Source organism: Winogradskyella eckloniae (genome assembly GCF_013249045.1).
GTDB classification, from domain to species: domain Bacteria; phylum Bacteroidota; class Bacteroidia; order Flavobacteriales; family Flavobacteriaceae; genus Winogradskyella; species Winogradskyella eckloniae.
Genome location: NZ_JABRWP010000006.1, coordinates 91,333 through 104,652 on the forward strand (window position 1 = coordinate 91,333; position 13,320 = coordinate 104,652).

Genomic DNA, 13,320 nt, shown 5'->3' on the forward strand with positions numbered 1-13,320 from the left:
ATAGTTAATTGGTTTTAGGTTGCCATTCTAAAATACCTTGTTCTTCTAATTGCTTATAATATTTAATATGCAGTGGTTGTTTTTTTACTCTTTTTCGATTTTCATTTACCATTAATGGAATAGAGTTCGTCCACCATTCGTTATAAGGGGGTGTAAATGCTGCAATTACGTCTGGGTGTTCTGCAGCAACATTATGGCGCTCTCCAGGATCATTAACGATATCATACAATTCGGTGTTATTTACAAAGCGCCATCGCTGACTTCTAATCGCCATTTTAGTGTATTTTGCTTCGTTAACCATACCTGTTTGCCAGCGTCCACAATGGGTAAATAGTAAACGGTCTTCCCAAGTTGTCGCGGTATCTTCTAACAAGGGTAATAAGGATAAACCTTCTAAAGGTTGTATGTTTTTAGGTAATTCAGCACCTGCTAATGCTGTAAAAGTTGGATACAAATCAATATGCGCAGTCAGTTGGTTAATGTCTTTTCCTTCCGGCAAAACATCTTTCCAATACAAAAATAGCGGTACGTGATCTCCGCCTTCGTTTGGTGAATTTTTTCCTCCTTTAAGATGGGCATTAAAATGTTTTACTTTTTCGCCATTAAGCGTACCTCTTAAATGGGTTGCTCCGTTATCTGTGGTAAAAATAATTAGGGTATTGTCTAAGGCATTCCATTCTTTTAGTTTCTGCATTAACGTTCCGAAATTATCATCGATGTTTTCAATCATGCCATATCTACTCGCAGTGCCTTCGTCATAGCCTAATTCTAAAAAACGTTTTTTATAAGCTTCAGGCGCTACCAAAGGTGCATGTGGTGCATTGAGTGATATATAGGTAAAGTAAGGTGTATCTGTTATAATCTGTTCTTTTGTCCAAGCTAAAGCAGCATCGAAAAACACATCTGTACAAAAGCCTTTGGTTTTTACAATGGTTTTATTGTGAAGTAAAACATTATCAAAATACACATTGTCTTTATTTGGTGGAAAGTCCCCTAAGTTTACTTGACCAATTCCACCAGCGCCATGCATTAAAACCTCGTTAAATCCTCTATTTTGCGGTAGGTATTTGTCTGCATCTCCTAAATGCCATTTACCGAAAAGTCCGGTTTGATAACCTGCTGATTGCAGAGCTTCGGGCAGCGTGTAAATATCTAATGCCAAACGTTCGCGTTCTAGAATGGTATGTGTTACGCCTACTCTAAATTCGTGCCGTCCACTCATTATGGCAGCACGTGTTGGTGCACATGTTGGACTCACATGGTATTCTGTAAAACGCGTTGATTTTTCAAAGAAAGCATCAATATTTGGGGTATTTACAACGGTATTCCCCATACATGATAAATCTCCCATACCTTGATCATCTGTCATTACAAAGATGATATTTGGTCTGCTATTTTTATGCTTTTTTACGGTTTTTTGTGCGTAACTATTTTGCACAAAAAAGAGCAAGGATATAAGACTGATTAGGCAAAGTTTTTTCATGTGCAAACTTTATTAATTTCTATGGAATTCACTTTTTACCATATATCGGTTTTCATCTATCAAAATAATGCCATATTCTGTAGCGTTTTCTGGAACCTTTAATGTGAATTCTAAATGGTCTTTAGATGCATCAATAGAAACGCTTTCGTATTGTCCTTTAATTTTTCGTGTTTTACCGTTTTTCTTCTTTTTAGCATTTAAATTTTGGTAACAAACCAGTGCATATGCTTCAATAACTTTAGATTTTCCTGCTTCTAACTTTACGGTATATGTTTTAGAAGAGGAATCATAAGAATCAGATGTAATCGTTGGTAACGCTGCAACTTTTTCTTTATCTGATGGATCTTTTGCTCGGGATGGATCTTTATAAGGAAACTTAGCATCATATGCTTTTAAATAAGCTTCTAGTCTTGTTGATAAATCTTTAACGACTTCGGGTGAGCTTTTTGCAATATCGTATTTTTCTTCTAAGTCAGCGCGCTCTCCATCTTTATACAAACGATACAATTCATAATTTCCTTTAACATGGTTTTTATACAATTTATAATCGCCACGTCTTATTGCTGATTGCATTTGGTTATCTCTATTATGTGGGAAATGCCACCATAAATCTTCTCTTACTTCGCCTTTGGTGTTTTTAATAACCGTTGCATTATGATGTAAGACATTTTCAATATTTAATCCATCTAAACCTGAGCTATATTGATTCGGTATTTTACTATTGGTAAGGTCTAAAATTGTTGGGAAAAAGTCTAGCTGATTAACCAAACCATTGAAGGTTTTACCCTTTGGAATATTTGGTCCTGAGATTAATAATGGCACTCTAATACCTCCTTCTTGAGCATACTTTTTACCTTCATCTAATGGAAAATTATCGGTAACAACATCTCCATTTGCCTTTTCTACCGCTCCATTATCTGAGGAAAAGAATATATACGTTGTTTCGTATAATTTTTTACCAGGATTTCTAGGGTCATCCGTAGTTTTCAATAGATCTACTACACGACCAAGACTCCAGTCTAAAGTAGTTACCATAGACCCGTAAAAAGGATTAGTTTGACCACCTGTAGTAATAGGGATATTTTTTTCAGGAAATGGTATGCCTAATTTATCGCAATAGTATTGTAGCAATTCTCTGTTTTTAGTGTGTATTGGTGCATGTACCAACCAGTGTGCTAAATACAAAAAGAAAGGTTCCTCTTTACTGTCTTTAATAAACTTAAGTGCATTTTCAGTCACATCATCATATGGGTATGAAATACCATTTGGTGCGTCTTTTGTAAAAGGTGGATATTTTTCTTCGCTTAAACGGTACGCATCGTTTTTATTATGTGTCGCAAAATTGGTTAAACGATTGTTTGGGTGTTTAGGACCCTGATGTGCGCCTCTAGATTCGTGAGCGAAATCAAACCCTTGATTTGTAGATGCTTGTGCTTTAAGGCTGCCAACATGCCATTTTCCAACATGTCCTGTTTTATAACCATTCATTTTTAAAGCTTCAGCTATAGTAAAATGTTCTGGACTTAAGCCTTCAGGAAAAAATGGGTGAAGGTAATTAGAACGTCCTGATGCAGTAGGAAGTTTACCACCAGCAACATGTGTAACTCCTGTTTTAGTTGGGTGCTGGCCCGTTAGCAATGCGCATCGAGATGGCGCACAAGTAGGAGCGGGAGAATACCCATTTGTAAAATTCATTCCGTCTTTTGCAAGGGCGACAATGTTAGGGGTTTCCCACGGTGTAGGTTCGTCTAAATTGTTTATTTCTGTATCCTGCCAACCTAAATCATCAACATAAAAAATGATAACGTTTGGTTTTATTATTTCGTTTTTTTCTTGACCGTTAATGGACAACGCACAAAAAAGAGCAAGCAATACTGCGTTTAAGAATGCTAAGTTTTTTTTCATTTTAATATGAGTTTTATTCTATGTTTTTAGTTAGTCTATTGTATGAAATTTACTTTTTACCATAAATCTATTTTCATCAATTAAGATAATACCATACTCTTTGGCTTCTTGTGGAATGGTAAAGGAATACTCTAAGGAATTACTACTTACTTTTACTGGGACTTTGATATAGGTCGATTTGATTTTTTTTCGCTTTCCTTTTCTATTAGGTTGATCTGAGATTTTTATAAGCGCAAAACTTTCAATTACTTTTGATTTTCCAGCTTCTAATGCTACTGAAACCGAACGAGATTTTTCATTAAAAACGTCACTAATTATAGTAGGAATAGAATTTGTATTTTTAAATTTTAAAGGATTCTTATAAGGTAGTTTGGCGTCGTAATCTTTAAGATATTTTTCTAATTTAGTGGCCAAATCGTTTACAATTTGAGGTTCTTGTTCGGCTAAATCGTATTTTTCTTCTAAATCATTACGTTTGCCATTTTTATACAAACGGTGTAAAACATATTCCCCTGAATTAAAATTTTTGTATAATTTATAGTCTCCAGACCTTATTGCAGACTGGTTTTTAGTGTCGTCGCCATAAGGGTAATGCCACCACAAATCTGTTCTCACATGTCCATTTTCATCTTTAACCTCTTTTTTATTGGTTAGTAATACATTTGAAATGTCTAATCCATCTAACTCTGAATCAAATTGAGAAGGAATTGTACTATTTGTAAGCTTTAAAATTGTTGGGTAAAAATCTAGTTGATTAATTAAAACATCTTTTGTTGTGTTTTTTAAAACATTTGGCCCAGAAACAAGAAGCGGAACTCTAATACCGCCTTCTTCTGTATATTTTTTTCCTTTATCTAATGGTGCATTATCAGACATTATTTCTGTTTTTCGTTTTTCTGCTCCTCCATTATCTGATGAAAAAAAGATATAGGTTGTTTCGTATAATTTTTTACCAGGATTTCTAGGGTCATCGGTGGTCTTTAATAAATCTATAACACGACCAAAGCTCCAATCTAAAGTGGTTACCATAGCTCCAAAATATGGATTGTTTTGTCCCTTTGCGGTCATAGGAATGTCTTCTTTTGGAAATTCCATTCCTAATTTATCGCAGTAATATTGTAATAATTCACGGTTTTTGGTGTGAATAGGGTAGTGTACCATCCAATGTGCTAAATACAAGAAAAAAGGTTCTTCTTTACTGTTTTTAATAAACTCTAAAGCATGTTCTGTTACTGCATCTGTTGGATAGGAAATGCCATTAGGTGAAGCGTCCGTATACGGGAAATATTTTTCTTCACTTAAACGGTAAGGATCGTTTTTTGAATTTGTAGCAAAATTATTTGTACGATTATGCTGTCCTTTAGGGCCTTGATGTGCTCCTCTAGACTCGTGTACAAAATCGAAGCCTTGATTCTTAGACGATTGGATTTCTAGAGAGCCTGCATGCCATTTACCAACATGTCCTGTGGTGTAGCCATTCATCTTTAAAGCTTCTGCGATAGTAAAGTTCTCTGGCATTAAACCTGAAGGATAATAAGGATTAATATATTTTGCAGATTTATTAATTTTAGGAATGCCACCACCGTTAACATTGGTAATCCCTGTTTTCGCCGGATGCAATCCACTTAATAGTGCGGACCTAGAGGGCGCACAAGTAGGTGCTGGTGAATAACCATTTGTAAAATTTATAGCATCTTTAGCAAACGCTGTAATGTTTGGTGTGTCCCATGCACAAGGTGCGTCTAAATCATTGAGTTGTATGTCTTGCCAACCTAAATCATCTGCATAAAAAATAATAATATTAGGTTTTATTAGGTCTTTCTTTTTCTGACTATAGGCATGGTTAGAAACACATAATAAAATTGTAAGTATGGCTAATAGTGATTTCATTTTAGTGGTGTAAAATTTAAGTTTTTATTTATTTCCAATTCAGTTCGGCTTTTTTGTTTTTAATATCGAGCCAAACATCGAGATGTTCAAATGATCTTGTATAGATATATCCATCGCGTTTTGCATAGCCTTTTGGATCACCGAGTTTTTTCTCGTATTGCGGAAACGTCTTTAGCCAAACTGCAGATGTTTTTGTATTGTAACCATCGTGCGGATAGACATAACTGTATTTTTCTGCGCAGACCAAAAAAATAGCTAACAGATAATCTAAACGTTCATTAAGATCTTCATTGAGATCAATTTTTTTTCTTACATCATCAATACCTGCTTCTGCATTTTTTAAAGCTTTGCCTATCCCTAGGGACATTGCAATTATATTTCCCTCTCTGGCGGATTGTTGTACGGCTTCTATACCTTGTGCTAGGTAATCTTCATAAGTCATGCCAAAATTTTGATGTTCAAAACCTTCTATGTAAGATCCATCAAAGAATTTTAGGTAAGTCCTACCTGAATCTTCAAATTCTGGACGTACTCGTAAAATATTTGCAATAAGTAAATTGTCTTTTCCTATTTCGGCATCTAAATCAGCCATCATAGTAAGGTACCCTGTTTTAATAGCCTGTTGTTTTTCTTTTCCAACACGACTATTAAAAAATACAGGTGCGAGTACTTTTATATTAGCATCTAAAAACACACCATCAATAAATGGGCTTTCTGTAACCTTTTTTATATGGTTAATCCAATAGGTTCTAACGAAATCTTGAGAAATGTCAAAAAAACCTGTTTTACCATTAGGCATTAAGGCTTTTTTGCCTTTTGCGTTTACTAATAAAGCTTCAGGATGTTCGTTTAAAAATTGTTTGTCTTCTTGGTAACTTCCCCAATTGATAACCACATTTTTGTAGTATAATATTTTAGCATTAGGATTGATATCTTTTACAGCTTTAGCAGCATTAATTGTGCCTTTTTCTGTAGAACCAAACGTTTTACTTCCTGTGGTTTTTTCGAAAGTTATTAATGGGAATTTTGAAAGGTAAGTGACCTCTTTTTTTGTAAACGCTTCAGCTTTACGTAAATGCATATACAATGGTATTTTATCCCATGAGAACTCAGGCTGTATTTGTGTCTCATTAGATTTGGTGTCTGCTTTCTGCGCCGAACAGGCACTAAAGGAAACGGCTATTAAAAGCACTAATAATGTTGTTTTAAAATGCATCTATATGTCTGTTTACTTAATTATTATTCTGTTATTATTTTAAAACAAATAGCAGATTGATTAGTTATCGCTTTAAAATTATTCTTAATGGTTAAACCATCGCTATTTTGTTTCCAGTTAATTTTATCAACACTACCTAATAGCTGTATGTCTTTAATGTTTTTTTGTAAAAGGCCTTCTGACTTTAATACTTTAATTTGGATGTCTTTTGTTGGCGGTGCTAAAACAAACGCATATAGGTTGTCCCCTTTTTTAGTAAATCTAATGTCTTTCTCAGAAAAAGGCTTTAAATTCTCACCTGCACGTTTAGTTACGATTTCTAATGGTCCTTCACCGAAAGTTTTCCATGGTCTGGTGTTGTAAATGCCTTCTTTATTGATGTTTACAAAAGCTCCGAAACCACTAAGCATTTGCCTTTGATTATCTGGGATTGTACCATCGCCTTTTAAGGCTATATTTATCATTACTATTCCGTTTTTACTTATGGCATCAATAGCATTACCAATTAATACGTCTAAAGACATTTTAGTAAACGAATGTTTTCGATAAAACCAACTTCCAGATAAATCGGTCGCCCAAATCCATGGATGCTTTTGCTGTTCTCCAAACATACCACGTTCTAAGTTATAGGTAAATGCCGCTTTGTTTTGTTTAGCATTCTTAAAAGATAAAACCGTGGTTTGTTTGCCGTTGTTTTCTTTTAAATCTCTATTTAAATAGTCAGAAAAAAGTTTTACACCTAGTCCCTTACCTGTTTTTATAGTTGGATACGGAGAGTCGTTATTAAATAGGTCTGGATCGTATTTTTCAATTAAATCCCAACAGCGTTTGTACCAATGTTGATTCCAACTGTCTTGACTAGCAAATGTGGCAGTATCATAATCCATATTAAAGAATTCCCATTCTGGAGTGCCTTCTTTTTGAAATTTCCGAGCGGTTCTAAAAAATCGTGGAGACCAATATAAATGTGTAGATACTCCGAATTTTAAATGGTGTTGGTAGGCTGCGTTTTTCCATTCTTTAAGAATGTCTTTTTTTGGCCCCATTTTTACGGCATTCCAAGGAAAAAAGGAGTCATACATATCAAAATTGTCATGATGAGTTGCAACTGGCATAATAAAACGTGCGCCACAATCTTTAACAAACTTTACAATGGCATTAGCATCAAAGTTTTCAGCTTTAAAATTGGCTATAAATTTTTCGTAACCAAATTCTGATGGATGCCCAAATCTTTTTGTGTGCCATTCGGTTAATTTTTCAGTTCTTATGCGATCAGCTTCGTTTCTTGCATCATACGTTTCTGAACCATACATACGTCTACCATAGTGAGAACCATCTTCAATTCTGTTTTCGTCTATGGCTGATGGAATTCCCCAATGCATCCAAACGCCTATTTTACCATCTTGAAACCATTCTGGCACCTCATAAAGCTCAGCCATAGATTCCCAATTTGCATTTATAGTTTTAATAGTCGATTGCGTTTGACTAAAAACATGATAAGTGCTGAAAGTTAAAAAAGTGATGATAAAAAGTTTTTTAATAGACATCTGCATCCATTTATATTGAATAATTACAAATTAACCATTTACTAATTTAGTAAGGCTTCTCAAATAAGTCATTTTGTTGCTGAAAAAAATCAATTACTTTTATAAGACCTAGAGTATAAGGAGTTGGTTGATTAGAGAAAATTTAAAAACGAACTGAGCAAGCTAAATGTTCTTATTTGGTACATATTTGTAGTCATACAAACTAACTCATCATAATTATGAAAAATAATAATTCGCAATTTATACTACTTATAATTCTATTTCAATGCTTTATAGGTTTTGCACAAGATATAGTTATTACAGGTGTCGTTACTGATGTCAATAAAGTGCCTTTGCCTGGCGCTAGTATTATTGAAAAAGGTACTAAAAACGGTGCAATGACTAATATGGATGGAGAGTATTCTATTGAATTAAAGAATGATGATGCCATATTAGTGTTTCATTATATAGGTTTTAAGACCATAGAATATTCTACGACAGGTAAAAATGTCATTGATGTTGTTATGGTTGTAGATTCAGAAGCATTAGATGAAGTTGTGATTACTACAGGAATTAGAGCTGCACAGCGCTCTGCAATTGATTTAAAGCGTAATGCGACTAACGTTATTGAAGCTATTACGCCAGAGGATATTGGGAGCTTTTCAGATAGTAATGTTGCAGATGCTTTACAGAGAGTGGCAAGTGTTCAGATTGAAAGAAATGTTGATGATGTGTCAGGAGATAGAGTGTCTATTCGTGGTTTAGGCCCTCAATTTGTAAAGGTAACTATGAATGGACGTGTGCCTATTTCTGGTGGTAATGAAGGGAAGTCAGATTTTAGAAAGTTTAATTTAAATGTTATTCCTACCGAAATTATTTCTCGTGCAAAAATTCACATGACTTCTCAAGCCAAACATACGTCTACATCACTAGGTGGTACTGTTGATTTTGAAACATTGAAGCCATTGGATAAAAAATACAAAAAAGGAAAAAATTATTTTGCAAGTTTAAATGTTAGAGCCTCTGCTGATAGTGAATTTAAGGATATTGAATCTACTTATAATGCGTCACCCAATTATAGAGTGAATGCAGCTTTTGGAGGTAAGCTAAACGATAACTTGGGGGCTATTGTTTCTGTAATTAATTCTGACGAAGCTTATGCAAAACAATCATCTACATTTAGAGGTTACCGTTTTGTTGATTTACAAGAAGATTCTAATAATGATGGTGTTTTCAATGTTGATGACGGAGATCAACTTTACGAAGATGTCTTAACGCCAGCTACGATTAATAATGTTTATATGAATGGTGTTAGAAGACGTTTAGCATTAGCAACTGCAATTCAATGGAAGGTAAATGATAATTTAGAATTTATTGGAGATTACGTGCTTACAAGACTAAATAGTGATTCAGACAGACAAATGTTTCAGATGAGTTTAGCGCCAGGTGGTGCTAATGGATTATTCGGAGCTAATAACTTTTTTAGCCCAGGAAGTATAGATTTTAATGGCAATAATTTACTTTATATAGATGGTGCAGGCTCACAATTAAATGGAGCTAATATTCAAAATAAAAATCAATTTTACGACAACCACGCAACAAATAATATAGCAGGATTACGTACTAAGTTTAAAGCGTCTGATAAATTGAAGATTGATATTGATATGGCGTATTCTAATCTTAACTTTTTTCAGAATCTAACGCAGATCACAACACGGTTAAACGGTTCAGATTACGATAAAGATTCTTTTAGTATTGATTTAAGAGGAGAATTACCACAGTATAGTATTCCAGATGAGGCTTTTGATTCATCATTATTAACACTTCGCCCTACAGCAAGACGACTTATTAGAACAAAGGGTGATAATTTTTCTTCAAAATTAGATTTTGAATATAAGTTAAGTAATAAAACAGATTTATTTGTCGGTTCTAGAATTGCAACAACAGAGTTTGAAGCAAGAGAAGCGAGTTTAAATTATAGCAATTATACGACAGAACAAGAAGAATCTATTATAGCTCTTATTGGAGACAATCTTACTTCAGATGGTTTTATGTATGGTGATATTGGTTTGTCACAATGGCTGTATACACCAGGACGTGAAGTGTTAAATCTAACACCAGATTTTGCAAACCTAGACGGAGGAAGTGCTTTTGACTTTGAAACACCTTTAAGTGAAGTTGAATCTGATGAAGATAATCTGCAATTAAGTAGATCGAGATCTTATGGTGCCAGAGAAATGTCTTTTGCAAATTATGCTCAAGTAGATACTAAAGTTACAGTGTTTAATATTCCTACTTATGTCAATTTTGGTGTAAGAGTTATAAAAACAGATAATACATCTTGGGGGTTTTCTGCAGTGAGCCAATTTGACCCACTTACAGAAGATGATGTAAGTGATGTAGAGTTGAATGGTGCACTATATCATGAAGTTGATAATTCTAGATGGGATGTGTTACCTAGTTTTACGGCAAATTTTGATTTACGAGAAAATATCAAATACCGTTGGAGTATTTCAAGAGGAATAGCTCGACCAGCCTATAGAAATTTAATTCCAAATGCTTCTATTCGTTTTTTAGACCCATCGTCTGAAATATTCGATCCAAGTTCTCCAAATTATGTGTCAGATTTAGGTTCTAGTACGATTAGAGGAACAATTACAACTGGCAATCCCTATATAACGCCTTATTCTGCTTGGATGTTTGATAATACATTAGGTGTATATACAAAAAATGGAGGTTCATTTACAGGAAGTGTGTTTTACAAAAGATTGATAGATTACATTGGTAGAGAAACACTGATTAACCAAGCTTACCCTGGAGAAGAGGAATTAGGTGTTGCTATTCCGGCAGGTCAAGAAGATTTATTATTTGATATTTCTAAAACTATAAATATAACAAATGCTCAACTATATGGTTTTGCTATTGGATTTAATCAGCACTTTACATTCTTACCTGGTTTTGCAAGTGGATTCGGTTTACGTGCCAATTATTCTTACGTCGGAAGTAATTTTGACGATGCCTATGGTGATGCAACCAATGGACTTCCTGGCTCGTCTAAACACAGTTTTAATAGTGTATTGTACTATCAAAAATATGGTTTCTCTTTTAGATTTGCTGCGGCTTACAGAAGTAATTATTTAAGTAATTTAGGAGGTGTTGGTAATACACGTGCAGATGAAGCACACTATACAGAAGGCACCACTAGATTAGGGATGAATTTAAAGTATAAATTTACTAAAGCACTAACCGTAAGTGTAAGTGTTAGTGACCTTACAGGTGAAGATAACCGAAGATATATTGAAAATGATACAAATAATTTAAACTCTTATTATCGAAATAACCCTAATTGGACATTAGGCTTAAGGTTGAAAATATAGTTTAATCATATAATTAATTTAAGCAGTCAACTTAATGGTGTTGACAACAAAAGAGGTTTAAAAAAAATGGGTGACAGTAGGTGTTATTTATCTACTAGTCAAACAAGAAAAAAATATAATACACATATGTTTAATAATCGATATTTACTAGTTTCCGTTCTCTTAATGCTTTTTAGCATTATGCATATCCATGCTCAAGACAAAAACAAAAAAGGTATGGAGGAAATGTGGGGCGAAACAACTGTTTCTGGTGATGCATTAAAAACAGGAAAAGCAAAGTTGTTTGATGAAGGGAATTACGGCATGTTTATTCATTGGGGTTTGTTTTCTAATTTAGGTGGTGTATGGGAAGATAAGACATATTATGGTATAGGTGAATGGTTAATGAGTAAACGCGTTGCCAATATTGCTCCTGAAAAATACATGGAGACAGCAAAAACCTTTAATCCTACTAAGTTTGATGCTAAACAGATTGCTCAATTAGCAAAAGATGCAGGCATGAAATATATTATAATAACAAGTAAGCATCATGAAGGATTTGCAATGTTTGATTCTGAAGCTAGTGATTTTAATATAGTAGATGCCACACCGTTTGGTAGAGATCCAATGCACGAACTATCTGCTGCTTGTAAAGAATTAGGACTTGGATTTGGATTTTATTATTCGCATAATCAAGATTGGACGGCTCCAGGAGGAACTAGAGGTCCAGAGGTTGATCAAAATGGAAATAAAGTAAGCTTTAAAGATTATTTCTATAATAAATGTAAGCCACAAGTAAAAGAAATTTGCACCAATTATGGGCAAATAGACTTCGTATGGTTTGATACACCAGGAGATATGCCAAAAGAGTATGTTGTAGAATTAGCGGATATGGTAAGAGAATTACAACCAAATGCAATGATGTGTAGTCGCGTAGGTTATGGGATGGGTGATTATGCCAGTATTGGAGATATGGAAGTGCCTACTCGAAATGTAGAAGGACTATGGGAAACCTGTGACACTAACAACGATTCATGGTCTTATGCTTGGTATGATAATAATTTTAAAAGCCCTAAAAAGATTTTAGGTAGGGTTATTGAAACTGTGGCTAGAGGAGGTACATACTTATTTAATGTAGGCCCTGATAGTGATGGTGCAATACCTAATATAGGTATAAAGTTTTTACAAGAGTCGGGACAATGGATAAAGAAATATCCGCAAGTTGTATATGCAGCAGGCAGTTCTCCTTGGGGTTATGCATTACCTTGGGGTGACGTCACAACAAAAGATACATCACTTTATTTATCTGTAAGTGAATGGCCAACTAATGGTAAATTATACTTACCAGGATTAAAATCTAAAGTTAAAAAAATAGTCCTTTTAGATAATGATAAAAGGAGTTCACTTAAATTTTCTAAAAATAAAGATTGGTTAATTATTGACGTTCCATTTGAAGCACCAGAAGAATTGATTTCTGTAATTGAAGTAGAACTTGAAGAAGCAGAAGCTGTTGTTGAAACAGACTTAGGGATATATCCCAATATTCCAACAAGGCTCTTAACAGAATTTGGTGAGGTTGAAGGGGCTGAACAAAAAAATGTACGTTGGATGGAGAAATTTGGAGAATGGAAACATGCCAACCAAGTAAGTAATTGGGAAGAAGACGGAACAGTTTGTTGGGAAGTCAATGTGCAAGAGCCTGGTTATTATTATTTAGATTTAGAATACAAAGGGGACGGACGCCTAGTTTGGAAAACAACAACCGATGAAGGAATTAAAATTCAAAACCAGCAAGCGGCAACAGATAAATATGCTTACCGTAGAATGGGAATTTTAGAATTTAAAACAGCGGGTAATCATATTATAAAAACAACGTTGGTCGAAGGTAATTCTGATACATCGAGCTTAAAATCTATCAAAATTTCGCCTATTAAATAGTCATAA

The 13,320-nt window shown here is 34.3% G+C and carries 7 protein-coding genes; 2 read left to right on the top strand and 5 right to left on the bottom strand.

What is annotated here, in order from left to right; translation table 11 throughout:
- Positions 1-4 precede the first annotated feature (4 nt).
- From HNV08_RS11670 to HNV08_RS11690, 5 genes are read right to left on the bottom strand one after another with little or no spacing between them, the layout of a single operon-like run.
- Positions 5-1,483 (bottom strand): arylsulfatase, encoded by a 1,479-nt coding sequence (locus HNV08_RS11670; protein WP_173281506.1) that lies wholly within the window; start codon positions 1,481-1,483, stop codon positions 5-7.
- A 12-nt stretch (positions 1,484-1,495) separates the two neighbouring features.
- Entirely contained in the window at positions 1,496-3,388 is a 1,893-nt protein-coding gene (locus HNV08_RS11675; RefSeq protein WP_173281507.1) for a sulfatase, read from the bottom strand.
- 30 nt (positions 3,389-3,418) lie between these two features.
- A complete protein-coding gene (locus tag HNV08_RS11680; protein WP_173281508.1) occupies positions 3,419-5,278 on the bottom strand; it encodes a sulfatase in 1,860 nt (619 codons plus the stop codon).
- 28 nt (positions 5,279-5,306) lie between these two features.
- Entirely contained in the window at positions 5,307-6,494 is a 1,188-nt protein-coding gene (locus HNV08_RS11685) for a putative glycoside hydrolase (protein WP_173281509.1), read from the bottom strand.
- A 23-nt stretch (positions 6,495-6,517) separates the two neighbouring features.
- Complete coding sequence (locus tag HNV08_RS11690) at positions 6,518-8,047, bottom strand: alpha-L-fucosidase (protein WP_317170239.1); 1,530 nt, start codon at positions 8,045-8,047, stop codon at positions 6,518-6,520.
- 212 nt (positions 8,048-8,259) lie between these two features.
- Between HNV08_RS11690 and HNV08_RS11695 the strand changes: the two genes are divergently transcribed.
- Both HNV08_RS11695 and HNV08_RS11700 read left to right on the top strand, forming a co-directional pair.
- Entirely contained in the window at positions 8,260-11,397 is a 3,138-nt protein-coding gene (locus tag HNV08_RS11695) for a TonB-dependent receptor (RefSeq protein WP_173281511.1), read from the top strand.
- A 165-nt stretch (positions 11,398-11,562) separates the two neighbouring features.
- The gene (locus HNV08_RS11700) at positions 11,563-13,314 is read left to right on the top strand and encodes an alpha-L-fucosidase (protein WP_206677691.1); all 1,752 of its coding nucleotides are present in this window, start codon (positions 11,563-11,565) and stop codon (positions 13,312-13,314) included.
- Positions 13,315-13,320 lie beyond the last annotated feature (6 nt).

Bases quoted from the DNA above. Each gene is read 5' to 3' on its own strand.
- HNV08_RS11670 (WP_173281506.1), bottom strand. From the start codon at position 1,483: ATGAAAAAACTTTGCCTAATCAGTCTTATATCCTTGCTCTTTTTTGTG.
- HNV08_RS11675 (WP_173281507.1), bottom strand. From the start codon at position 3,388: ATGAAAAAAAACTTAGCATTCTTAAACGCAGTATTGCTTGCTCTTTTT.
- HNV08_RS11680 (WP_173281508.1), bottom strand. From the start codon at position 5,278: ATGAAATCACTATTAGCCATACTTACAATTTTATTATGTGTTTCTAAC.
- HNV08_RS11685 (WP_173281509.1), bottom strand. From the start codon at position 6,494: ATGCATTTTAAAACAACATTATTAGTGCTTTTAATAGCCGTTTCCTTT.
- HNV08_RS11690 (WP_317170239.1), bottom strand. From the start codon at position 8,047: ATGCAGATGTCTATTAAAAAACTTTTTATCATCACTTTTTTAACTTTC.
- HNV08_RS11695 (WP_173281511.1), top strand. From the start codon at position 8,260: ATGAAAAATAATAATTCGCAATTTATACTACTTATAATTCTATTTCAA.
- HNV08_RS11700 (WP_206677691.1), top strand. From the start codon at position 11,563: ATGCTTTTTAGCATTATGCATATCCATGCTCAAGACAAAAACAAAAAA.